A 23658-nucleotide genomic window follows, 5' to 3' on the forward strand; every position below is an offset into this window, starting at 1 on the left:
CCCATAATTTAGTCGTGTTTTTTAGGAGCAACGGTGAGCAAAACGTTAGCCAGTTATTATCAGCAAGCATACGCTTGCGATCAGCAGCATTTTAACCAGTGTTTTTATTGTGGCTGTGAAGCGACAGAGCGCGACCATTGTCCGCCGCTGCATATGCTACAAAGCATTGTTGATTTAGGTGAAGAAGCTGATTTTATATCTATTGCCGCTTGTTATGAGTGCCATGCACTTTTACATAACGAAAGGCTGATGACGATTGATGAGCGCTTTACTAAAATGAAAAAAAAGCTTGCCACTAAATATGCAAAACCACTGCGTGTTTATAACATGTGGGAAGAAAACGAACTTGGCGACATGAGCGATGAGTTTGCCCATAGTATTCAAGCGGGTATGAAATTAGGAAAAGAAGCCGCTGAGCGCTTAGCGTTTACTGGTTTTAGCTATGCCACTGAAGATGCCAAAGTAGCAGTACGTGAAAAAACAAAAGAGTTTGATGTAGAAGGCATGATATTTACCGACTTCAAAGAGGCGCTAAACTATTGCATTAATGATTTAAACGTACAAAAAAGTGACTTTTATAAAATTTTGGTTGAAGACTACCAAGGTGATTTTAATAAAGCATTGAGCCAGTATCGTCACCGTCATGACAAAGTAACTGCAGCTAAAGACGGTAATACAATTATTAAAGATTTTTCAAAGCTACATAAGCAAAACTCTGATTTTGTAACGCGTACGGTTAAGCACTTTATTAGTAAAGATCCATCGCTTACAACCGAAGGTGCGCTTGAAAAGTTGTATAACAATTATATAAAGAAATAATTACAGATATTCATCTTAATTAACTGCGTTTTCACCTGTTTTTTTGGCTTTATCACTTAGCTTTCGCTAAAGTAGCAAAAAAACAGGAGATCCAAACAACATGCAAAAATTTGCACCTTCTTTATTAGCAGTTGGCTTAGCTGCTGCACTTGTAGGTTGCCAAGAAAACGGCCCGCAAGACGATAAAATAACAATCAACAAAAATCCTTACCCAAGCACTTATCAGCCCGTTTCTACATCAAGCACACTTATTACAAATGCAACAGTACTTACAGGTACTGGTGAGCGTTTAGATGATGCTGATGTATTACTTGTTGACGGCAAAGTACAACAAGTTGGTAAAGACTTAACTGCTACTGCTGATATTACAATTGATGCACAAGGCAAATGGGTAACACCGGGTATTATTGACGTGCATTCACATTTAGGTGCATACCCAAGCCCTTCGGTTGAGTCGCATCAAGATGGTAACGAAATGACAAGTCCTAACACTGCAGAAGTGTGGGTTGAGCATTCTGTTTGGCCACAAGATCCAGGCTTTAATCGTGCACGCGAAGGCGGTATTACTTCTCTACAAATTTTACCAGGCTCAGCTAACTTATTTGGTGGACGCGGCGTTACGCTTAAAAACGTTCCTGCACACACTATGCAAGGTATGAAATTTCCAGAGGCGCCGTATGGTTTAAAAATGGCGTGTGGTGAAAACCCTAAACGTGTTTATGGTCGTCAAGGTGTATTGCCTTCAACCCGTATGGGTAATATGGCTGGTTACCGTATGGCGTGGGCTGAAGCCGCTGAGTACAAACGTGCATGGGATAAGTACGATGCCGATTATGAAGCAGGTTTAAACCCAGAAGCACCAGTACGTGATATTAAACACGATACGCTTCGTGGTGTGCTTGAAGGCGAAGTACGTATTCATAATCATTGTTATAAAGCTGAAGAAATGGCAATGATGATTGACCTGTCAAAAGAATTTAATTACGACGCGGGTACATTCCATCACGGTGTAGAAGCATATAAAATTGCTGACCTACTTGCTGAGAATGGCTCGTGTGCTGCACTTTGGCCAGACTGGTGGGGTTTTAAAATGGAAGCCTACGACATGGTTCAAGAAAACGTAGCTATTGTTGATGCTGTTAAAAATTCATGTGCAGTTGTCCACTCAGATTCAGATACCACTATTCAGCGCTTAAACCAAGAAGCTGGCAAGGTTATGTACCGTGCTAACGAAAACGGTTTTGATATTTCTGAGCAACACGCTATTAAATGGATCACGGCTAACGCTGCTAAGTCGTTAGGTATTGATGACAAAACAGGTTCACTAGAAGCGGGTAAGCAGGGCGATGTTGTTATTTGGAATCAAAGCCCATTTAGTGTTTATGCTAAAGCTGAACAAGTGTTTGTTGATGGTGCAAAAGTTTACGATAGAAACGACAGCGCGTATCAAGCTACAAGTGATTTTATGTTAGGTCAACAATAAGGAGCACCCAGAATGAAAAATTTATCACGTTCGTTTTCGCTTTCTCTGGTTGCTGCAGGATTATTAGCATCTGGTGCTGTAAGCGCACAATCGCTAGCAATTATTAATGCAACATTGCATACGTCATCTGATCAAGGTGTATTAGAAGCGGCAAGCATTGTAATGACAGATGGTAAAATCACAGCGATTAACCCAACTGAAATTAAAGTAGATCAAATTATTGATGCAAAGGGCCAAATTGTAACCCCTGGCTTTATTGCAAGTATTAATCAACTTGGTTTAGTTGAAGTAAGTGCAGTTGCGGGCTCTCGCGATGCAGGCGAGGAAAAAGCCGGTATTGATTTTGACGTAAGTCTTGCTTACAACGCACACTCAAGCTTAATCCCTTACGCTCGTAAAGGCGGTGTAACACGCGATGTCATTACCCCTCATGGCGGCGATAGCATTTTTTCAGGCCTTGCGAGTGTTGTTGATTTAAGTGGTAGTTTTGACAGCGACATGCAAAAACAAGCGGCTTTAATTGTTTACTTAGGTGAGCGCAGTAAAGGCTCTCGTGCTTTTACTTTGCAAACACTGATTAATAAACTTGATGAGCACAAAACGAAAGCCGGTAAAAAAGCTAAAAAAGATGACGACAAGCCAAGTACTGAAGACAAAGTAATGGCAAGAGTACTCAGTGGCGAAATGCCATTAGTGGTTGGCGTATCACGTGCGGCAGATATTATTGAGCTTATTAAAGTAAAAGAGCAATTTGGTATTAACTTAGTACTTAACGGCGCACAAGACGCTGTTGTAGTTAAAGAGCGCGTTGCTAAAGCAAATATCCCAGTGATTATTAGTGCAATGGACAGCTTACCAGCAAGTTTTGATTCGCTTCATGCGAGTTTAGATAATGCAGGTGTGCTAGAAAAAGCAGGCGTTAAAGTATTATTAACGGTAGGTGGTGATGCAAGTCACAACATTTATCAGCTGCGTTTTGATGCTGGTAATGCAGTATCGTATGGTATGAGCCAAGAAGGTGCGTTAAAAGCGGTTACATCAAACGTTGCTGATGTATTTGGTATTAATGCAGGTAGCCTTGAAGTAGGTAAAGCTGCTGATGTAGTAATGTGGAGTAATGACCCGTTTGAACTAAGCAGCCACGTGAACAAAATGTTTATTAATGGGGTTGAGGTTTCTACACAATCTCGTCAAGATAAACTGCGTGACCGTTATACGACTGATTCAAAAATGCCACGTGCATATACTAAATAATTAAATTACCAAATAAATCTTAATTATTTTAAAGGCCGCTATTTTATAAATAGCGGCCTGTTTTAAAGTTTATACCAATCCGCAATAATACTTAATCATTTTGCGGGGCTAAACGTGTCGCTACCTGTGTTAAAAAATTCTCATTTAGAACAACTAAATAGCGAATTTTTTGCCTAGCTATCAACACGTTTTTCCATCCTAAAAATAGATCACTTAATTAAGCAGATTGGTATTAGACATAAAAAAAGCCGCTTACTTTTACAAGTAAGCGGCTTTTAAATTTAAACCAATATTTATACTAATTTAGCAAGAATATCGTTAAATGTAGTGCTTGGACGCATCGCTTTAAAGGCTGCATCATCGTTAGGCTGGAAGTAACCGCCTAAATCAACTGCAGGGCCTTGCGCATCGTTAAGTTCACTTACGATTTGTTCTTTATTAGACTCAAGGTCGCTAGCAATTTGAGTAAACTGTGCTTTAAGTTCACTGTCATCATTTTGCTTAGCAAGTTCTTGTGCCCAGAATAAAGATAGGAAGAAATGAGAACCACGGTTATCAATTTCTTTCACTTTACGTGAAGGAGACTTGTTTTCTGCTAAGAAAGTGCCTGTCGCTTTATCAAGTGTATCAGCAAGTACTTGTGCCTTGTTGTTACCCGTAGTTACGCTTAGGTGCTCAAGCGATGCAGCAAGTGCTAAAAATTCACCTAAAGAATCCCAACGTAGGTGGTTTTCTTTTTCGAATTGTTGAACATGCTTAGGTGCAGAACCACCCGCGCCAGTTTCAAATAATCCACCACCGTTCATAAGTGGAACAATTGAAAGCATTTTAGCACTCGTACCTAGCTCTAAAATTGGGAATAAATCTGTAAGGTAATCACGTAAAACGTTACCTGTTACAGAAATAGTGTCTTTACCTTCTTTAATTCGCGCTAGTGAGAACAATGTTGCTTCAAGCGGTGCTAAAATTTGAATATCTAGGCCAGCTGTATCGTGATCTGGTAGGTATTTATTTACTTTTTTGATTAGCTCTGCATCATGTGCACGGTTTTCGTCTAACCAGAAAATAGCTGGAACGCCTGTTGCGCGTGCACGATTTACTGCAAGCTTAACCCAATCTTGGATTGGTGCGTCTTTAACCTGACACATGCGCCAAATATCGCCTTGCTCAACACTGTGCTCAAGTAATGTATTACCATTTGCATCAACAACACGGATAGAACCATCTGCTTTAGCCTCAAACGTTTTATCGTGTGAACCGTATTCTTCAGCTTTTTGAGCCATAAGGCCAACGTTAGGTACGCTACCCATAGTTGTTGGATCAAACGCGCCATTTACTTTACAAAAATCAATAGTTGCTTGGTAAATACCCGAGTAACAACGATCTGGAATTACAAAGCTAGTGTCTTGTAATTTACCATCGTTATTCCACATTTGACCGCTTGAACGGATTGCAGCAGGCATAGAAGCATCGATGATCACGTCACTTGGTACGTGTAGGTTTGTAATACCACGGTCAGAATCAACCATAGCAATAGCAGGGCGGCTAGCGTAAACAGCTTGAATGTCCGCTTCAATTTCTTCGCGCTTAGCATCGTCTAATGTTTGAATTTTAGAATATACATCGCCTAAACCATTATTTACATCAACACCTAGCTCTTCAAAAAGCTCACCGTGTTTAGCAAATACATCTTTGTAGAATACTTTTACAGCGTGACCAAAGATAATTGGATCAGATACTTTCATCATTGTCGCTTTCATGTGAAGCGAGAATAAAACACCTTTTTCTTTAGCAGCGTCAATTTCAGCAGCTAAGAAAGCTTGAAGCTTAGAAGCGCTGATGCTTGATGCATCAATAACTTCGCCAGCTAAAAGAGGCGTGCTTTGTTTAAGTACAGAAACGTCGCCGTTAGTTGCAACATGTTCAATACGTACATCAGTGGCTGTATCAACAGTTACTGACTTTTCTGAACCAAAGAAGTCGCCTTCGCTCATGCTTGCAACATAAGACTCTGAATCTTTGCTCCACGCACCCATTGAATGCGGGTTGTTACGTGCATATTCTTTTACAGAACCTGGTGCGCGACGATCAGAGTTACCTTCACGTAGTACTGGGTTTACTGCACTGCCTTTGATTTTGTCGTAAGCAGCTTGAATTGCTTTTTCTTCATCATTTTTAGGTTCAACAGGGTATTCTGGAAGAGCGTAACCTTTTGCTTGAAGCTCTTTAATTACAGCGCGAAGCTGTGGTACAGATGCACTGATGTTTGGTAATTTGATGATGTTTGCTTCTGGTGTTTTAGCAAGCTCGCCAAGTTCAGCAAGTGCATCACCAATGCGTTGTTCTTGTGTTAAATAATCAGGGAAGCTAGCAATTACACGACCTGCTAATGAGATATCGCGAGTTTCAACTTCAACACCGGCCGCATTTGTATATGCTTGGATGATCGGTAGCAACGAGTAAGTTGCTAGTGCCGGAGCTTCGTCCGTTTTTGTATAGATAATTTTTGATGTCATCATCATTCCTAGATAGTAGACCGAAAAGGTCTTATTCAACAATGCAAAGAAAATCATTACTAATGAGTGAGTACATATTATTAAACAAGTTAATGAATACATACGCTCGTAATGAATAGTTTGTTAGGTGTTGGTACTCAGCGTTGCTCTTTTATAAAAGCAGAATAGTCACACCTGACGAACTGGAATTGTATTTATAGCTAAAAAATTAACAAAAATAAATCAGCCTTTAGCCTAGTACATATAATAAAAGAGGCGACAAGTTGGATTAGTTGCTGCGTTAATACGCAATTTTTAGCACCAAGAGTGTAACAAGCTTAAATAAAAAGGGCTAGAGGTTGAGCATGCCCAATAAGCAGTTAAACAATCAACTCTTAGAACATTGGGGTATATAAAATAAATTCAAGGAAAAGGGTTGAATTTGAATGAAAAGAGGCAATAAATAGGGGAGAAGAGATAAGTTAGTATGCTTAAGGAATTAAGCGAGGATCTTAAAAGGTCACTCGCTTTAGTCGAACAAAACAATAGTCACTCAATAATGTCACCATCTGGGGCAATATTTTTAGCGTGTAGACCTTTAGGTCCTTGTTCTAATTCGAATGTTACATCTTGACCAGCTTTAAGCGTTTTATAACCGTCCATTACAATTGTTGAGTAATGAGCGAAAATATCATTCTCGCAGCCGTCTTCTACGATGAAACCAAAACCTTTAGCGTTGTTGAACCATTTAACTTTACCGCAAGCCATACTTCTACATCCTTCAATAAGTTGACTAATTTAGTTATTCTAAATTGTATTATTTGCTAGACTGACTAAGGTTTAATCAATCTACGTTTGACTGTAGTTTATTTAGCCAACCAGTCAAGTGTTTTGAGTTATTTTTTTAACATTTTATTTATTTTTTATTCAAGTTTGCTTGAGTTACAAAGACAAGACTATATTTAATTATGAGTGGTATGAAAGATTCAGGTGTTATCGATACAGTTCGCGACAGCGAAAAGCAAAAGCTACAGCCGCCGCGAAAATATAAAGTTGTTTTAAATAACGACGACTACACGCCGATGGACTTTGTAATAGAAGTTTTAACGACGTTTTTTAATATGGATAGCGATAGAGCAACCGACGTGATGCTTCAGGTTCATGAAAAAGGTAAGGGTATATGTGGTGTTTACAGCGCTGATGTAGCTCATACCAAAGCTGAACAAGTTAACCGTTACTCACGGGATAACGAGCATCCACTGCTTTGTAGTTGTGAGCAGGAATAAATACCAATTAGGGTGATCAAACATCCGATTGTTGTGGTATAAATTATTATCTCAGTAAGGGGTTGCCAATGCTAAACAAAGACTTAGAACTCACATTAAATGCCGCGTTTCGTGAAGCGCGCACTCGCCGTCATGAGTTTATGACCGTAGAGCACCTTTTACTTGCGCTGTTAGATAATCCTTCTGCAGGAGAAGCCCTAAACGCGTGTGGTGTTAATATTTCTGGTTTAAAAACCGAATTATTAGAATTTATTGACGAAACAACACCCGTCATTCCAGATTTAGAAGAAGAGCGTGAAACTCAGCCAACACTTGGCTTTCAACGTGTATTACAACGCGCTGTGTTCCATGTGCAATCGTCAGGTAAAAATGAAGTCACTGGCGTGAATGTGCTAGTTGCTATTTTTTCTGAGCAAGAAAGCCAAGCTGTATATTTACTTAAAAAGCATGATGTATCGCGTTTAGACATCGTTAACTTTATTTCGCATGGTATTTCTAAAGCAGATGATGAATTAGGCAACGACAGCGACGATATTCATGATGAAGTGCAAGAAGTTCAAAATGAAGAAGCAAGCAAGCTAGACAGCTTTACAACTAACTTAAACGTTCAAGCTCGTGAAGGTAACATTGATCCACTGATCGGACGCGACAGCGAAGTAGAGCGCACGGTACAAGTATTGTGTCGTCGTAAAAAGAATAACCCATTACTTGTTGGTGAAGCGGGCGTTGGTAAAACAGCAATTGCTGAAGGCTTAGCGTATCGCATTGTTAATAAGCAAGTACCAGAAGTAATTGCAGATGCTGTTGTGTACTCGCTAGATATGGGTGCATTGCTTGCGGGTACTAAATACCGTGGCGACTTTGAAAAGCGCTTTAAAAGCTTACTAAAAGAGCTGCAAGCTGAGCCAGGCTCTATTTTATTTATTGATGAAATACATACCATAATCGGTGCCGGCGCGGCGTCTGGTGGTGTTATGGACGCATCAAACTTGCTTAAACCACTCCTTTCAAGTGGTAAGCTACGTTGTATGGGTTCAACAACTTACAACGAGTATAAAAATATTTTTGAGAAAGACCGTGCATTAGTACGTCGCTTTCAAAAAATTGATGTACTTGAGCCAAGTGTTGCCGATACCACTAAAATATTAAACGGCTTAAAAGAGCGTTACGAAGAGCATCATGGCATTCGTTACACTCAAAAAGCATTAAAAGCAGCTGCAGAACTCAGTGCTAAATACATTAATGAGCGCCACTTGCCAGATAAAGCCATTGATGTAATTGATGAAGCCGGTGCAAGTCAGCGCCTGCAACCTAGCTCTAAACGTAAAAAAACCATTGGCGTAGCAGATATAGAATTAATTATATCTAAAATGGCACGTATCCCAGCGCAAAGCGTCTCGTCGACAGATAAAGAAACGCTTAAAAACTTAGACCGTAACCTTAAAATGCTCGTGTTTGGGCAAGATCAATCTATTGACGCACTTACATCAGCTATTCGTTTATCTCGCTCTGGTTTATCGAGCGAAGAAAAGCCAGTAGGTTCGTTCTTGTTTGCAGGGCCTACCGGTGTGGGTAAAACAGAAGTAACTAAGCAACTTGCTAAATGTATGGGTGTTGAGTTTATTCGTTTTGATATGTCGGAATATGTAGAACGCCATGCAATAAGTCGATTAATTGGTGCTCCACCAGGGTATGTTGGTTTTGAGCAAGGTGGTTTATTAACAGAAGCGGTTATTAAAAACCCACATGCTGTTGTACTTTTAGATGAGATTGAAAAAGCGCATCCAGACATTTACAACATTTTGCTACAGGTTATGGATCACGGTACGCTAACCGATAATAACGGCCGTAAAGCTGACTTTAGAAATGTAGTGGTTGTAATGACTACCAATGCGGGCGTTCAAGAAACTACGCGTAAGTCGATTGGTTTTACAGAGCAAGATCATACGCACGATGCAATGGGTGCAATTAATAAAGTATTTTCACCCGAATTTAGAAACCGTTTAGATAACATCATTTGGTTTAATCACCTTGAACGTGACGTTATTTTACTTGTTGTTGATAAGTTTATTGTAGAGCTTCAAGCACAGCTTGATAAAAAATCGGTTAACCTTGAACTGACGTCTAAAGCGCGTGAATGGCTTGCTGACAAAGGTTACGACAAAGCGATGGGCGCACGTCCAATGGCACGTGTTATTCAAGAAGAGCTTAAAAAGCAATTAGCTAACGAAATACTGTTTGGTGAACTTGTTGATGGCGGTACGGTTAAAGTATCAGTTAAAGACAAGAAGATTCGCTTTGATTACGAGAGTAATTTAACACCAGCGTAAAACGTTAATTAAATAATCTAGTTAAATAAAATGGCCCGCTACATAATAGCGGGCCATTTTTTTGCCCTTTTTATAGGCAACAAAAAACCCAGCAAAAACTGGGCTTTTTGTTTATTAAATGTAATTGCTAGTCAATGTCTATCAATTACATTTAATAAACGCTTAAAGCTAGTAAAACACTAGCCAAAAACTAAATCTCGTTTACGCACTTACTTAGCGAGCACGGAATACGATACGACCCTTTGATAAATCGTAAGGAGTCATTTCTACCGTTACTTTATCGCCGGTTAAAATACGGATATAGTTTTTGCGCATTTTGCCTGAAATATGAGCCACAACTACGTGACCATTTTCTAGCTCAACTCGGAACATTGTATTTGGTAAAGTATCAAGGACTGTCCCTTGCATTTCGATTACGTCTTCTTTCGCCATGTTTAGCGTAACACCTCTTTAATAGTTAAACGCTGCAGATTTTGCCCAAAATACTCCAATAAGTAAAGGCGCAGGGGCTATATTTGCAAATTAAATAGCCACCCACTCATCATTGAGCTGTTTTTGAGCAGGTAAAAACTGAGTTTTGTACTTCATTTTGTCGCATTCATCAATTTGATAGCCCAAGTACACGTATTGCTTATTTTGCTCTTTAGCAAACTTTAGCTGCTCTAATATCATCACAGAGCCTAAGCTATAATGTTCAAAGTCGGGATCAAAAAAGGTATAAATTGCAGAAATAGCGCTATTCATACAATCAGTTACGGCAACTGCGACTAAAGTATCTTGGTGCCATAGTTCAATAAATGTGATCTTGAGCCAACTACAAAGCAAAAAACTTTGAAACTGTTCTTTTTCAGGAGGATACATACTTCCATCCTGATGACGCATCGTTATGTACTTGCTATAAAGTGGATAGTACTCAGGTCGCTCTTGCGTTGAATATTTTACCTCAAACTGTGTTTTTGCTTTGTTTAGTTTACGTTTTTGCGATTTTGAGGGCATAAAGTCTTGTGCTAATACGCGTACAGAACTACATGCGCTGCATATTGGGCAGTGCGGACGGTATATTTGGTTACCACTGCGACGAAACCCTAAGCCTAATAATGACTCAAATTTGTCGGTGCTGTAGCAACTGGGATCAAGAATAACTAAAAGTTGCTCTTGTCTGTTGGGTAAATAACTACAGTCAAACTCTTGGGTTAAACCAACACGTGCAGGAAGTTGCTCATTCATAGATTGCGTCAAGTTCTTGTGGCTCCCACATAATAGGGTTAACAGTATAGTTATGTGCAGCTTTTAGTTTAGTCAAAAATGTGGAACGGGGGATTACTTGTGCACCCAGGGTCATTAAATAAGGGTTTTCTAACTGGCAATCAATAAAATGTGCATTATGGCGTTTAAGCCAATTTACCAGTGCCCACATAGCAAGCTTAGAGCAATTGGTTTGATGATGAAACATCGACTCACCACAAAATACACCATTTTGCATTATGCCGTATAAGCCACCTGCAAGCTCTCCGTTACTCCATACCTCTAAACTATGTGCAATGCCAGCATTGTGTGCATTAACGTATGCGTCGAGCATGTCAGAGGTGATCCAGGTGCCATCGGTATCAAGGCGTTGATCGCGACAGGCTTCTATCACCTCTTCAAAGGCATTATTAATGGTTACTCTTACAGGGTGCTTTTTTAAATGCTTACGCAGGCTCTTACTTATATGAAAATCATTAAGCTCAAAAATGCCTCGCTCGCTGGGCGACCACCACATAATAGGCTCATCTTCACTAAACCAAGGAAATACTCCGCTTTTGTAGGCATTACTTAGGCGAGGTAAACTCAAATCTCCGCCAATTGCTAACAAGCCATCAGGGGATTCTAATGCGTATTCCGGATTGGGGAATGCTATATCGTTTTCGCTTAATTGGTATAGCTGATTTCTCATACAGTACTTATTTTATAATTGATCTTAAAGTGTAACTATATTTTAGGCATAAAAAAAGGGCTGAATAATCAGCCCTATAATAATTTATTTAATTGCTTATAAATTATCTAAGAAACGTTCAGCATCAAGGGCAGCCATACAGCCTGTACCCGCAGATGTGATTGCTTGACGGTAAATGTGGTCTGACACATCACCTGCAGCAAAAACGCCTTCTACGCTTGTTTGAGTCGCGTTACCGTGAAGACCAGACTCTACAACTAAGTAGCCATCTTTCATTTCTAGTTGACCAACAAACATATCAGTATTTGGCTTGTGGCCAATAGCAATAAATACGCCTGCTAAATCTAGCTCTTCAGTTGCATCAGAGTGTGCATCTTTAATACGAACGCCAGTTACGCCCATTTGGTCGCCTAATACTTCATCAAGCGTACGGTTGTAATGCATTACAACGTTACCGTTTGCTGCTTTTTCAGCAAGGCGGTCAGCAAGTATTTTTTCACTGCGGAAACTGTCACGACGATGAATAACATGTACTTCGTCAGCAATGTTAGATAAGTAAAGCGCTTCTTCAACCGCTGTATTACCACCACCAACAACCGCTACTTTTTGACCTTTATAGAAAAAGCCGTCACACGTAGCACATGCCGAAACACCACGGCCTTGGAAGTTAGTTTCAGACTCTAGGCCTAAGTATTTAGCAGAAGCACCCGTTGCAATGATTAATGCATCACATGTGTAAGTACCTTGGTCGCCAGTTAGTGTGAAAGGGCGCTTAGATACATCTACTTTATTGATGTGATCGAATATTATTTCAGTTTCAAAGCGCTCAGCGTGCTCTTTCATACGATCCATTAACGCAGGACCTGTTAAACCGTGTGCATCACCAGGCCAGTTTTCAACTTCAGTTGTGGTTGTTAATTGGCCACCTTGTTGAATGCCTGTAATTAAAACAGGGTTTAAATTTGCACGTGCTGCATATACTGCGGCAGTATAACCAGCTGGGCCAGAGCCTAAAATTAGTAGCTTACAATGTTTTGCTTCAGTCATTATTTTTTCCTAAACGTTTAATACGGTCTTTAATGCGCTCGATTCTAAGAAAAACAAGGCAGATGTAAACAAAATCCGCGATTATTTTTTTTATCAAATCGAAAAGCTGTGCAGTATTGTGTACTAGAGCTCTGTGCTTTTACAGTTAAAATGCCTAAGTAGCTCAATAAATAGACTAACAGGCAACAAAACAGCGTTATTTCATGACCCCTTTGATTTTTTTTGTTATGTTTTACCTAATTTTATTTGTCACTGATAGATTATGTGACCTAAGCAAATAGGCAACTATGTTATTTTGGCAGGAAAAACCCGCATTCGGGTTGACTTCAAAAGACGTTAACGTCTTAACCAATGCGCAAGATTACCGAACGCAATTGCTACGCTTGATAGCGAACGCAAAAAAACGAATTTATATTACTGCGTTGTATTTACAAGATGACGAAGCAGGTCGCGAAATTTTAGAAGCGCTGCATCGTGTGTCATTGGCAAACCCCGCACTTGAGGTAAAAGTGCTGGTGGATTTTCATCGTGCGCAACGTGGATTAATTGGCGCTGATAAATCAGACGGTAACGCAAGTTTATACTGTGACGATTTAGAAAAGTTTAAATCGAACGTACAAGTTTATGGCGTACCTGTAAAAGCTAAAGAATTATTTGGCGTATTGCATTTAAAAGGTTTTGTAATTGACGACACCTTACTTTACAGCGGCGCAAGCTTAAATAACGTGTACTTGCAGCATAACGAACGCTACAGACTCGATCGCTACTTTTTGATAACGCAGAGCGAACTGTGTGACTCAGTGGTTGATTTTATTGAAACAAAGCTACTTTCATCAGTCGCTGTGCCACGTATAGACACGCGACCGCTTAAGCGTTTGCACGACTTTAAGCTTGATCAAAAGCAGTTAATGCGCGATTTAAAAGTCGCAAGTTATAACGCAGCAGAGCAGCTAAATACGCAAGCATTAGGTATTCGCTTATTTTTAGGGCTTGGGCGTCGCAATAACGAGTTAAATCGTTTAATAAAAGCGTTATTTGATACAACAGAGCAAGAACTTGTGTTGTATACGCCATACTTTAATTTTCCGGCACCGCTTATGCGATCACTGCGCCGATTATTAAAGCAAGGCAAGCAAGTGACTATTGTTGTAGGCGATAAAACAGCAAATGACTTTTATTTACCGCCAAGCGAGCCGTTTAGTAAAATAGGGGCATTACCTTATTTATACGAAACTATTTTGCATAAATTTGTAAAAACGCAAAAGCGCCATATCGATAACGGTAATTTAAATGTGTATCTGTGGAAAGATGAAAGCAATTCGTTTCATTTAAAAGGTATTTGTTCAGATAGAACAAAACATTTACTGAGCGGGCATAACTTAAATCCGCGTGCATGGGGTCTTGATATCGAAAACGGTATTTTAATAGAAGATCCAGAGCAAACAATTATGGATGCTATTGATAACGAAAAGCAGGAAATTTTACAGCACTGCCGACGTTTAACAGGCCCAGATGATTTAGAAACGATGGATGATTACCCGCAGCCAGTTAAAAAACTACTTGGCCAAGCTAAGCGCGTAAAAGTAGATTTTATAATTAAGCGTTTTATCTAAATAAGTTTATCTAAATAAGCTTATATAAATCTGAAATTTAAATACAAAAAAAGCAGCTAATTAGCTGCTTTTTTTATGATTGTAGTTAGGTAGCTACATACTTAATACCAACCTAACCACAAAACGCTAAATTATGCGTTTTCTACCGCTGTGCGTGGGTCAACATATTCCATGTTGAACGCTTCAGCTACTTCTTTGTAAGTTACTTGGCCTTTAATTACGTTTAAGCCTTTTAAGAAGTGAGCGTCATCTAGTAACGCCTTTTTATAACCTTTGTTTGCAAGGTTAATGATGAAAGGCAATGTTGCATTGTTAAGTGCAAACGTAGATGTGCGTGGAACAGCACCTGGCATGTTAGCAACACAGTAGTGAACAACTTCATCAACGATGAAAGTAGGATCAGCATGCGTTGTTGCTTTAGAAGTAGCAATACAGCCACCTTGGTCGATTGCAACGTCAACAATTGCAGAACCAGGTTTCATTGCTTTAATGTGCTCAGCAGTTACTAGTTTAGGTGCAGCTGCACCTGGGATTAGTACGCCACCAATTACTAAATCAGCTTCTAGTACGTGTTTTTCTAGTGCATCAGCAGTTGAGTAAATAGCTTTAACTTTATTACCAAATTGCGCGTCTAGTGCACGTAATACGTCGATGTTACGGTCAAGAACGACAACTTCAGCACCAAGGCCAACAGCCATTTGCGCTGCACTTCGACCAACCATGCCGCCGCCAATGATAACAACTTTAGCAGCTTCAACGCCTGGTACGCCACCTAGTAGCATGCCACGACCGTGGTTAGATTTTTCTAGCGCTTGTGCACCAGCTTGAATAGACATACGACCAGCAACTTCGCTCATAGGAGCAAGAAGCGGTAAACCACCGCGAGAGTCAGTTACAGTTTCGTATGCAATACAAATAGCTTTGCTTTTTACAAGGTCTTCAGTTTGTGGAAGATCAGGTGCAAGGTGTAAGTAAGTGAAAAGAATTTGGTCTTCACGTAACATTGCACGTTCAACAGCTTGTGGCTCTTTTACTTTTACAATCATGTCTGCTTTAGCGAAAACGTCAGCAGCAGTTGCTAAAATTTCAGCACCCGCTAGCGTGTAATCTTCGTTAGTAAAACCAATACCCATGCCTGCATCAGTTTCTACAATCACTTCATGACCGTGGTTTACTAATTCACGAACACTCGCAGGAACCATACCTACACGGTATTCATGGTTTTTAATTTCTTTAGGAACACCAATAATCATATCATTTGCCTTATTAAGAACGGATTAACATTTTTCACTATTATATTCATCATAAGCCCGTGTGTCTCACCTTTTTTAAAGTCAAATCTAGTGTTATCATCTATATAACAAAAATAAACAGCATAAAAAACTAGTTGGCACTATGCATCAGTTATTAGATAGAATTGACCGTAAAATTTTAATGGAATTACAGCATGATGGACGTTTGTCGAACGTAGAACTGGCCAGACGAGTTGGCCTAAGCGCCACGCCCTGCTTGGAGCGAGTAAAAAAGCTAGAACGAGAAGGCTACATACTTGGCTATAAAGCAGTGGTCGATCCAGCTAAGCTTGGGCAAGGTTTATCGGTGTATGTAGAAGTAACAATTACTAAAACATCTCCCGACGTATTTGATGAGTTTAGTGCGGCCGTTAAAAAGCACGAAGAAATTATTGAATGTCATTTAGTATCGGGTAATTTTGATTTTTTACTTAAAACGCGCGTAAATGATATGTCAGAATACCGTGGTGTATTAGGTGACATATTATTAAAATTGCCTAACGTTAGTGAAAGCCGAACTTATGTAGTAATGGAAGAAGTAAAAGGTGAAGAAGGCGTAATTATTCGTCCTTATATTACTTAAGGTTATTTATATTAGCTGCGTCATTTGCTTATATAAGCTCAAATTATAAAAACTTGTTCATAATCAGGCCATCAAGGTTAAGATAAAGTGCAACAAATTGCATTTCCTGCTAAGGTATTTCACTGCTAAGTAAGTGTGAATAAAAATAGAATAATAAAGAGGAATAGGGAACTATGCGCCTAAACGGTGTGCAAAGACTATTAGAAACAGGGCTGATTATCAGCACCTTTACGGCAATATTTATTTTATGTGCCTTGATCAGCTTTGATCCAGCAGATGCTGCATGGTCGCAAACTAGTTTTAGCGAAGTAAGCAACATCACAGGAGCAGCCGGTGCATGGATAGCCGACATTTTATTACTCACCTTTGGTTGGTTGGCTTACTTAGTGCCAGCGGCCATTCAGCTATTTGGCTACTTGCTATTTAAACAACCTCACCGCATTTTACAGCTTGATTACACCACCTTAGCGCTGCGTGTTATTGGTTTTGCTTTATTTATTACCTCAGCTACCGCTATTAGCAGTATCAATTTTGACGATATTTATAATTTTTCCTCTGGTGGGGTAGTGGGCGATGTTATTGCATCAGCCATGATGCCTGCGTTTAACTTTACCGGTACATCTATATTATTGCTGTGTTTCTTTTTTGCCGGGCTTACCTTATTAACGGGTGTATCGTGGGTTGATTTTGTAGATTACCTTGGCGATTTAATGGTTAGGTTTTACCGCTTTATTGTATCGTACGCAAAAGGTTGGATGCACCGAGAACACGCTGCGGGCAAAGCAAATAATCACGATGAAGTAGACGCCCATTTTGAAGACGATATAAAAGAGCAAATAGAGCTGCCTACATCAGCTAAAAAAGCAGATAAACAAAAAGCAATTAATAAACCGCAAACGCCGTTTAATGAGCCTCAAATTAGTGACGAGTTTATGCCGTTTGACGAGCTTGACGACATACTCGATCAAGAAATTGGCTTTAGCGCCATAGACGACGAACCAATGGACACGGCCGCTGCATTAAACGCGCTTGACCAAAGCCCAGTTGTAGAGCCAGAAAAACCAGTTACAACAGTGGTATCACCAGCCAGACCAATGCCTAAATCAAAAGCGCAATATCAACCACCGCCAACGGCTAAAGAAAAGTTTGAGCAATTATTAACGCAAGAACCACCACCGGGGCCATTACCGTCGCTCGATTTACTCGACAGACCGGACAAAGCTAAAAACCCAATTTCGCAAGAAGAGCTCGATACAGTATCGCGCCTAGTAGAGACAAAACTACTGGACTTTAACGTACAAGCTAAAGTTGTAGCGGTATACCCAGGCCCTGTTGTTACACGCTTTGAGCTAGATTTAGCGCCAGGTATTAAAGTGTCAAAAATTACAGGTTTAGCAAAAGATTTAGCCCGTTCGCTTTCGGCAATTAGTGTGCGTGTTGTAGAAGTTATACCGGGTAAAACATATGTTGGTATTGAGCTTCCTAATAAACACCGCGAAATAGTACGTTTGTCAGAAGTAATAAACGCACCTAAATTCGAGCAAAATCCATCGCCACTTACCATGGTGCTAGGTAAAGACATCGCCGGTCAGCCTGTCTGTGCTGATTTAGGTAAAATGCCACATTTACTGGTGGCCGGTACAACTGGTTCAGGTAAATCAGTGGGCGTTAATGTCATGATAGTAAGCTTGCTTTACAAATCGGGGCCTGACGATGTACGTATGATTATGATTGACCCTAAAATGCTTGAGCTATCAGTATACGAAGGCATTCCGCATTTATTGTGTGAAGTAGTCACCGACATGAAAGAAGCCGCTAACGCACTGCGTTGGTGTGTGGGCGAGATGGAACGTCGTTATAAATTAATGTCAGCATTGGGTGTGCGTAACTTAAAAGGTTACAACCAAAAAGTGCTTGAAGCCAATGAAGCGGGTTACCCAATTCTTGATCCATTATTTAAAGACACCGATGGCATGAAAGAAGGCCCGGAAGAACTTGGTAAGTTACCAAGTATTGTTGTAGTAATAGACGAATTTGCCGACATGATGATGATTGTTGGTAAAAAAGTAGAAGAGCTGATTGCCCGCATAGCCCAAAAAGCACGTGCGGCAGGTATTCATTTAATACTGGCAACGCAGCGCCCTTCGGTAGATGTAATAACAGGTTTAATTAAAGCAAATATACCAACGCGTATGGCGTTTCAGGTGTCTAGCAAAATAGACTCGCGTACCATACTTGACCAGCAAGGCGCAGAAAACTTACTGGGTATGGGCGATATGCTTTATTTACCACCAGGCACTAGTGTACCAGAGCGTGTACATGGCGCGTTTGTAGACGACCATGAAGTACACGCCGTAGTAAACGATTGGAAAGCGCGTGCTAAGCCAAATTACGTTGATGAAATACTCAATGGTGATGCCAGTGAAGATATTTTATTGCCAGGTGAAGCAAGCGAAAATGCAGACGAAGAGAACGATCCGTTATACGACGAAGCCGTGTCGTTTGTAATTGAAACCGGCAAGGTATCGGTATCGTCAGTACAACGTAAACTGCGTGTTGGCTATAACCGCGCAGCACGTTTAGTCGAACAAATGGAAACATCGGGTATCGTGAGTTCACCAGGTCATAACGGCGCTCGCGATGTATTAGTACCTAATGGAGCAAATTAATGAAAAAATTTAACGCCTTATTATTAGTGTTAGGCAGCGTACTTGCCGCACCAAGCTTTGCTGATGACAGCCAAGCATTACAAGACAGACTTGCCACTTTAAAAAGCTTTAAAGCGCAGTTTGCACAAAAAGTAACAGACAAAGAAGGCCAAGCGGTTATGCAAGGCGAGGGCACAATAGCGCTTCAACAGCCTATGATGATTCGCTGGCAGCAAACAAACCCAGACGATACATTATTTGTATCAAACGGTGATAAAACCTATTACTTCGACAGCTTTGCTGAGCAAGTAACAATTATGAAAACCAGCAGTCTAATCGACTCAACACCATTTGTGCTACTTACATCAAAAGACCCAGCACAGTGGGAAAAATACAGCGTACTTGCAACAAATACAGGCTTTAGTGTAACGCCAAATAAAGGCGTAGAAAGCCAAGTAGAACAACTTGACATAGCGTTTTCAGGTGCGGGTAACGAGCAAGGCCTTGCTAAACTAGTCGTTACCGACAACTCAGGGCAGCTATCGTCATTTACGTTTAACAATGCCAAAGTTAATACGCCGCTTGATAAAAGCACTTTTGAATTTACGCCTCCTGAAGGTGTTGAAATAGACGATCAGAGTAACGGTGAGTAATTTAGGTTTTAACTTTGGGCCCGATGTACGGCCACTTGCTGCGCGTATGCGCCCTACAACACTTGATGAGTACATTGGTCAGCAACACTTATTAAGTGCTGATAAACCACTGCATCAAGCCATTGTCGCGGGGCGATGCCATAGTTTAATTTTATGGGGCCCGCCGGGTGTAGGTAAAACAACACTTGCGCAAATAATTGCCAACCATGCTGATGCCTCACTTATTCAAATGTCGGCGGTAACCGCAGGCGTAAAAGATATACGTGACAGCGTAACGCAAGCGCGCGATAACTTAGAAAGCCGTGGCCAACGCACCCTTATGTTTGTTGACGAGGTTCATCGTTTTAATAAGTCTCAGCAAGATGCGTTTTTACCGCACATAGAAGACGGCACCTTTATATTTGTAGGTGCAACCACCGAAAACCCATCGTTTGCCCTTAATAACGCTATATTGTCGCGTGCACGCGTGTATGTTTTAAAATCGCTTGCCGATGCCGACTTATATACCGTAATAGAACGTGCACTTAAACAAGACGAGCAGCTAAGCCAAAAGCATATCACTATTGCCGACAACGCTAAAAAGGCACTGTGCCAAGCAAGTAGCGGCGATGCGCGTAAAGTACTTAATTTACTTGAACAAGCGGTTGATTTAACAACCGAGCAAAACGGTCAATACAACGTAGACGAGCACGTACTTAGCCAAGTGTTACCTACTCATTTAGCCAAATACGATAAAGGCGGCGATGAGTTTTACGATTTAATATCAGCCTTTCACAAATCAGTACGTGGTAGCTCCCCCGATGGTGCGCTGTATTGGTATTGCCGAATTTTAGCTGGTGGCGGCGACCCTTTGTATGTAGCAAGGCGTTTACTTGCCATTGCAACAGAGGATATAGGTAACGCCGATCCGCGAGCGATGGAAGTGGCCTTAAATGCGTGGGATATATTTCAGCGAGTAGGGCCCGGCGAAGGCGAACGTGCAATTGCACAAGCCACATTGTATTTAGCCAGTGCACCCAAAAGTAATGCGGTGTATATGGCGTTTAATCAAGCCAAAGCAGACGCTCAAAACGAGCCAAGTTACCCAGTGCCAGAGCATTTACGTAATGCCCCAACTAATTTAATGAAAGACTTAGGGTATGGCGCTGAGTACCGTTATGCGCATAATGAAGAAGGCGCATTTGCCGCAGGTGAAAAATATTTACCACCAGAAATGGACGGTAAAGAATATTACTTACCGAGCGAGCGCGGACTTGAACAAAAAATCAAACAAAAACTCGATTACCTAAAAGAGCGCGATGCGCAAAGCCCACTTAAACGATACGAAAATGATTAAACTTTATATGATGATCGCCCTTGGCGGAGCCTCAGGTGCGTGTTTACGGTTTTTTATTAGCGAAAGCATGCTAAAACTCCTCGGTAGGGGATTCCCTTTTGGCACGTTGACGGTTAATATTCTGGGTTCATTGTTAATGGGCATTTTGTACGGTTTGATAGATAAAGAAATTATCACCGCAAGCCCCGCTAAAACCCTTATCGGTATTGGCTTTTTAGGTGCATTAACCACCTTTTCAACATTCTCAATGGACTCGTTGTTGTTATTACAACAAGGTCACTTTATTAAAATGGCCCTCAATATCATCTTAAACGTGATGGTGTGTATTTTTATGGCTTGGCTGGGCCTTCAGCTAGTAATGCAAAAAGGTTAAAAAACTAACATGTTAGATTCTAAATTTTTACGTCAAGACATCGAACAAACTGCAGCACGTTTAGCAGCTCGCGGTTACGAACTCGATGTCGCGACGGTAACGGTACTTGAAGAAAAACGCAAAACATTACAAGTAAAAACGCAAGAACTTCAAAGTCAACGTAATGCAAGCGCAAAAGCAATTGGTCAAGCCAAAGCTAAAGGCGAAGACGCACAGCCATTACTTGATGCAGTGGCTAACTTAGGCAGTGAACTAGACGCCGCTAAAACAGAGCAAGATGAAGTATTAGCCGCGATTAACGACATTGCGTTAGCAATTCCAAACTTGCCAGACGAGTCAGTACCAGAAGGTAAAGACGAAGACGACAACGTTGAAATTTTAACGTGGGGCACACCTAAAAAATTCGATTTTGAAGTTAAAGACCACGTAGATGTAGGGCAAGACCTAAACGGCTTAGACTTTGAAATGGGCGTTAAAATTAGTGGCGCACGCTTTACCGTAATGCGCGGCCAAGTTGCGCGTATGCACCGTGCACTAACGCAATTTATGCTAGATACACACGCTGATAAAAACGGCTACACAGAAATGTATGTACCGTACCTAGTAAATAGCGCAAGCCTTTATGGCACCAGCCAATTACCTAAATTTGCAGGCGATTTATTCCACACATTAGGCCTTGTAAATGACGACGGCGAACAACAAGCCGGCTTTAGCTTAATTCCTACAGCTGAAGTACCGCTTACAAACAGCGCACGCGACGAAATTTACGACGAAAGCGATTTACCAATTCGCTTAGTTGCCCACACTCCGTGTTTTAGAAGTGAAGCAGGCAGCTATGGTCGCGATACACGTGGCTTAATTCGTCAGCATCAGTTTGATAAAGTTGAACTTGTACAACTTGTAAAACCAGAAGACTCAATGGCAACGCTTGAAGAGTTAACCGGTCACGCAGAGCAAATACTACAAGCATTAGAACTTCCGTACCGTAAAGTAATTTTATGTATGGGCGACATGGGCTTTGGTTCAGCTAAAACATACGATTTAGAAGTATGGTTACCTGCGCAAGATACATACCGCGAAATTTCATCATGTTCAAACATGGCTGACTTTCAGGCGCGTAGAATGCAAGCACGTTTTCGTCGTGAAGGTGTTAAAAAGCCAGAGTTACTACATACACTAAATGGTTCAGGCTTAGCCGTTGGCCGTACACTAGTAGCCATACTAGAAAACTACCAACAAGCCGATGGCACAGTAGTAGTACCAGAAGTATTACGCCCATACATGGGTGGACTTGAAGTGATTGGTAAACAATAAAAATCAAGTTTAAGTTAAGCAAGCTTTAAGCTTGTAAATCTTAAGACGAAAGCCGCTGTTTGCAATGAACAGCGGCTTTTTTGTTTACTATAAAAATTATTACACTACATATAAAAAGCTAGTTACAAAACTTGTTGAATGCAAAGGTTTTAGATACATTTTTCAGGTTTAAAAAGTTATTATACTTTAGCTTACTTAAATATCGCATTAAAACAATAATACTAATTCAAGTACAAATAATTAAGGAAGGGAATGAGAGAGCTTATTACACACCCAAGTGTTGAAGAGTTTACACAAGGAAGTATTTTTGAAGGTTTAAAAGTTAGTTCAGATCACCCTTCCACAAGTGCCATTGTAATTACAGCAAGATGTGATATTGCAAATGGTAAGGCTAGAAATATTCTTTGTTTACCTATTTATAAAGCATCGGAATGGCTAAAAAATCAAGGTGAAGAATTGATTTTTAGAAGGCTAGAAGAGAAATTGAGAAATAAATTAGGGGTTGAACTCAATAAATTCCAAATTTCTGTCGATATTTTAGATACTTATCCAGTTAAAAACATACTCAAAATTATACAAGATAACTCAAATCAAAAGTGCACTTTAGAGATTAATAAATTACTTGATATGTACGCTTATAAAAAATGTGACTATTCTCTTAAATTTGTATCTGATGAGAAAAAAAATTTATGTACTACGTTAATTAAAAATACCGAAAATTCAATATACTTTATAGAACAGATTGATTTAGACGAAGTATTAGAGCCGTATATTATTGATCTTACAGATCCTATTTCAATTCCGTACCCTATTGCTTTGAAGCTAAAAAGTGGAATAAGTAAGAAGAATACAGATAAGGTAACAGAGCAATATCTAGATATAAAAGAAAGAGAAATATCATATGTTTCAGTTCTAAATTCGCCGTACATTGAGCATCTTTTACAAAAGTTTGTAGTGGTACAGTGATTTTGGCCACCCATTAAGAAAGAAATGTTATGCTAATAAGCATACAAATTTGGGTGAAAAAATGACGAAATTAAAACGCGCAACGTATTCTGCAGCAATAAAATTAGAAACAGCTCAGCTTGTAGTTGACCAAAGTTATACTCAAGAAGAAGCAGCCAAAGCGATGGGGGTGGGTAAATCAACCGTCAGTAAGTGGGTTACTCAATTAAAGCAAGAGCGGAATGGCCAGA

21 protein-coding genes are annotated in these 23658 nt (G+C 40.3%); 14 read left to right on the plus strand and 7 right to left on the minus strand.

Going from position 1 to position 23658, the window contains the following annotated elements; genetic code table 11:
* Window positions 1-33: 33 nt before the first annotated feature.
* From CXF76_RS03830 to CXF76_RS03840, 3 genes are all read left to right on the plus strand, one after another.
* Complete coding sequence (locus CXF76_RS03830) at window positions 34-819, plus strand: hypothetical protein (RefSeq protein ID WP_024590332.1); 786 nt, start codon at window positions 34-36, stop codon at window positions 817-819.
* Between the two features lie 100 nt (window positions 820-919).
* Window positions 920-2302: an amidohydrolase gene (locus CXF76_RS03835; protein WP_101163081.1), complete on the plus strand. Its 1383-nt coding sequence runs from the start codon at window positions 920-922 to the stop codon at window positions 2300-2302.
* Window positions 2303-2314: 12 nt separating this feature from the next.
* Window positions 2315-3556, plus strand: coding sequence for an amidohydrolase family protein (locus tag CXF76_RS03840; protein WP_101163082.1), 1242 nt, complete (start codon window positions 2315-2317; stop codon window positions 3554-3556).
* Between the two features lie 293 nt (window positions 3557-3849).
* On the opposite strand, the gene CXF76_RS03845 is transcribed toward CXF76_RS03840, so the two are convergent.
* Both CXF76_RS03845 and cspD read right to left on the minus strand, forming a co-directional pair.
* Window positions 3850-6072: an NADP-dependent isocitrate dehydrogenase gene (locus CXF76_RS03845; RefSeq protein WP_007585113.1), complete on the minus strand. Its 2223-nt coding sequence runs from the start codon at window positions 6070-6072 to the stop codon at window positions 3850-3852.
* 528 nt (window positions 6073-6600) lie between these two features.
* Window positions 6601-6819: a cold shock domain-containing protein CspD gene (gene cspD, locus CXF76_RS03850; RefSeq protein WP_002962500.1), complete on the minus strand. Its 219-nt coding sequence runs from the start codon at window positions 6817-6819 to the stop codon at window positions 6601-6603.
* A gap of 209 nt (window positions 6820-7028) precedes the next feature.
* Between cspD and clpS the strand changes: the two genes are divergently transcribed.
* Window positions 7029-7337 (plus strand): ATP-dependent Clp protease adapter ClpS, encoded by a 309-nt coding sequence (clpS, locus tag CXF76_RS03855; protein ID WP_101163090.1) that lies wholly within the window; start codon window positions 7029-7031, stop codon window positions 7335-7337.
* Between the two features lie 68 nt (window positions 7338-7405).
* Entirely contained in the window at window positions 7406-9667 is a 2262-nt protein-coding gene (gene clpA / locus CXF76_RS03860; protein WP_101163083.1) for an ATP-dependent Clp protease ATP-binding subunit ClpA, read from the plus strand.
* Window positions 9668-9880: 213 nt separating this feature from the next.
* On the opposite strand, the gene infA is transcribed toward clpA, so the two are convergent.
* From infA to trxB, 4 genes are all read right to left on the minus strand, one after another.
* The gene (gene infA / locus CXF76_RS03865; protein WP_002962494.1) at window positions 9881-10099 is read right to left on the minus strand and encodes a translation initiation factor IF-1; all 219 of its coding nucleotides are present in this window, start codon (window positions 10097-10099) and stop codon (window positions 9881-9883) included.
* Window positions 10100-10189: 90 nt separating this feature from the next.
* The gene (locus CXF76_RS03870; protein WP_010552618.1) at window positions 10190-10894 is read right to left on the minus strand and encodes an arginyltransferase; all 705 of its coding nucleotides are present in this window, start codon (window positions 10892-10894) and stop codon (window positions 10190-10192) included.
* Window positions 10887-11603, minus strand: a complete 717-nt coding sequence (aat, locus tag CXF76_RS03875; RefSeq protein ID WP_010552619.1) for a leucyl/phenylalanyl-tRNA--protein transferase — start codon at window positions 11601-11603, stop codon at window positions 10887-10889. Before aat ends, CXF76_RS03870 begins: the two co-directional genes overlap by 8 nt.
* Before the next feature lie 96 nt (window positions 11604-11699).
* Window positions 11700-12650 (minus strand): thioredoxin-disulfide reductase, encoded by a 951-nt coding sequence (trxB, locus tag CXF76_RS03880; RefSeq protein WP_008168643.1) that lies wholly within the window; start codon window positions 12648-12650, stop codon window positions 11700-11702.
* A gap of 287 nt (window positions 12651-12937) precedes the next feature.
* Between trxB and pssA the strand changes: the two genes are divergently transcribed.
* The gene (gene pssA, locus CXF76_RS03885) at window positions 12938-14263 is read left to right on the plus strand and encodes a CDP-diacylglycerol--serine O-phosphatidyltransferase (protein ID WP_101163084.1); all 1326 of its coding nucleotides are present in this window, start codon (window positions 12938-12940) and stop codon (window positions 14261-14263) included.
* Window positions 14264-14394: 131 nt separating this feature from the next.
* On the opposite strand, the gene ald is transcribed toward pssA, so the two are convergent.
* The gene (ald, locus tag CXF76_RS03890) at window positions 14395-15516 is read right to left on the minus strand and encodes an alanine dehydrogenase (protein WP_101163085.1); all 1122 of its coding nucleotides are present in this window, start codon (window positions 15514-15516) and stop codon (window positions 14395-14397) included.
* A 142-nt stretch (window positions 15517-15658) separates the two neighbouring features.
* Between ald and lrp the strand changes: the two genes are divergently transcribed.
* The 8 genes from lrp to CXF76_RS03930 all read left to right on the plus strand — a co-directional run.
* Window positions 15659-16138 carry a leucine-responsive transcriptional regulator Lrp gene (gene lrp / locus CXF76_RS03895; RefSeq protein WP_007582985.1) on the plus strand — a complete coding sequence of 160 codons (480 nt, stop codon included), beginning with the start codon at window positions 15659-15661 and terminating at the stop codon, window positions 16136-16138.
* 173 nt (window positions 16139-16311) lie between these two features.
* Window positions 16312-18807, plus strand: a complete 2496-nt coding sequence (locus CXF76_RS03900) for a DNA translocase FtsK (protein WP_010552622.1) — start codon at window positions 16312-16314, stop codon at window positions 18805-18807.
* Window positions 18807-19439, plus strand: coding sequence for an outer membrane lipoprotein chaperone LolA (gene lolA / locus CXF76_RS03905; protein ID WP_101163086.1), 633 nt, complete (start codon window positions 18807-18809; stop codon window positions 19437-19439). The genes CXF76_RS03900 and lolA overlap by 1 nt, the downstream gene beginning before the upstream one ends.
* Window positions 19432-20775 (plus strand): replication-associated recombination protein A, encoded by a 1344-nt coding sequence (locus CXF76_RS03910; protein WP_101163087.1) that lies wholly within the window; start codon window positions 19432-19434, stop codon window positions 20773-20775. Before lolA ends, CXF76_RS03910 begins: the two co-directional genes overlap by 8 nt.
* Window positions 20768-21148 carry a fluoride efflux transporter CrcB gene (crcB, locus tag CXF76_RS03915; protein WP_021032117.1) on the plus strand — a complete coding sequence of 127 codons (381 nt, stop codon included), beginning with the start codon at window positions 20768-20770 and terminating at the stop codon, window positions 21146-21148. The genes CXF76_RS03910 and crcB overlap by 8 nt, the downstream gene beginning before the upstream one ends.
* 9 nt (window positions 21149-21157) lie before the next feature.
* Complete coding sequence (gene serS, locus CXF76_RS03920) at window positions 21158-22462, plus strand: serine--tRNA ligase (protein WP_101163088.1); 1305 nt, start codon at window positions 21158-21160, stop codon at window positions 22460-22462.
* A 252-nt stretch (window positions 22463-22714) separates the two neighbouring features.
* On the plus strand, window positions 22715-23428 hold the full coding sequence (locus CXF76_RS03925; protein ID WP_101163089.1) for a hypothetical protein: 714 nt from the start codon (window positions 22715-22717) through the stop codon (window positions 23426-23428).
* Between the two features lie 61 nt (window positions 23429-23489).
* Window positions 23490-23658, plus strand: a 169-nt coding sequence (locus CXF76_RS03930) for a transposase (RefSeq protein WP_157823327.1), incomplete at its 3' end; no start/stop codon positions are given.

The organism is Pseudoalteromonas sp. 78C3 (genome assembly GCF_002836695.1).
GTDB lineage: Bacteria > Pseudomonadota > Gammaproteobacteria > Enterobacterales > Alteromonadaceae > Pseudoalteromonas > Pseudoalteromonas arctica.

Coding starts and splice junctions, on each gene's coding strand:
- trxB (WP_008168643.1), bottom strand. CDS start 12,650: ATGACTGAAGCAAAACATTGTAAGCTACTAATTTTAGGCTCTGGCCCA.
- aat (WP_010552619.1), bottom strand. CDS start 11,603: ATGAGAAATCAGCTATACCAATTAAGCGAAAACGATATAGCATTCCCC.
- crcB (WP_021032117.1), top strand. CDS start 20,768: ATGATTAAACTTTATATGATGATCGCCCTTGGCGGAGCCTCAGGTGCG.
- cspD (WP_002962500.1), bottom strand. CDS start 6,819: ATGGCTTGCGGTAAAGTTAAATGGTTCAACAACGCTAAAGGTTTTGGT.
- CXF76_RS03845 (WP_007585113.1), bottom strand. CDS start 6,072: ATGACATCAAAAATTATCTATACAAAAACGGACGAAGCTCCGGCACTA.
- CXF76_RS03835 (WP_101163081.1), top strand. CDS start 920: ATGCAAAAATTTGCACCTTCTTTATTAGCAGTTGGCTTAGCTGCTGCA.
- lolA (WP_101163086.1), top strand. CDS start 18,807: ATGAAAAAATTTAACGCCTTATTATTAGTGTTAGGCAGCGTACTTGCC.
- CXF76_RS03900 (WP_010552622.1), top strand. CDS start 16,312: ATGCGCCTAAACGGTGTGCAAAGACTATTAGAAACAGGGCTGATTATC.
- CXF76_RS03925 (WP_101163089.1), top strand. CDS start 22,715: ATGAGAGAGCTTATTACACACCCAAGTGTTGAAGAGTTTACACAAGGA.
- CXF76_RS03870 (WP_010552618.1), bottom strand. CDS start 10,894: ATGAATGAGCAACTTCCTGCACGTGTTGGTTTAACCCAAGAGTTTGAC.
- ald (WP_101163085.1), bottom strand. CDS start 15,516: ATGATTATTGGTGTTCCTAAAGAAATTAAAAACCATGAATACCGTGTA.
- pssA (WP_101163084.1), top strand. CDS start 12,938: ATGTTATTTTGGCAGGAAAAACCCGCATTCGGGTTGACTTCAAAAGAC.
- serS (WP_101163088.1), top strand. CDS start 21,158: ATGTTAGATTCTAAATTTTTACGTCAAGACATCGAACAAACTGCAGCA.
- lrp (WP_007582985.1), top strand. CDS start 15,659: ATGCATCAGTTATTAGATAGAATTGACCGTAAAATTTTAATGGAATTA.
- clpS (WP_101163090.1), top strand. CDS start 7,029: ATGAAAGATTCAGGTGTTATCGATACAGTTCGCGACAGCGAAAAGCAA.
- clpA (WP_101163083.1), top strand. CDS start 7,406: ATGCTAAACAAAGACTTAGAACTCACATTAAATGCCGCGTTTCGTGAA.
- CXF76_RS03840 (WP_101163082.1), top strand. CDS start 2,315: ATGAAAAATTTATCACGTTCGTTTTCGCTTTCTCTGGTTGCTGCAGGA.
- infA (WP_002962494.1), bottom strand. CDS start 10,099: ATGGCGAAAGAAGACGTAATCGAAATGCAAGGGACAGTCCTTGATACT.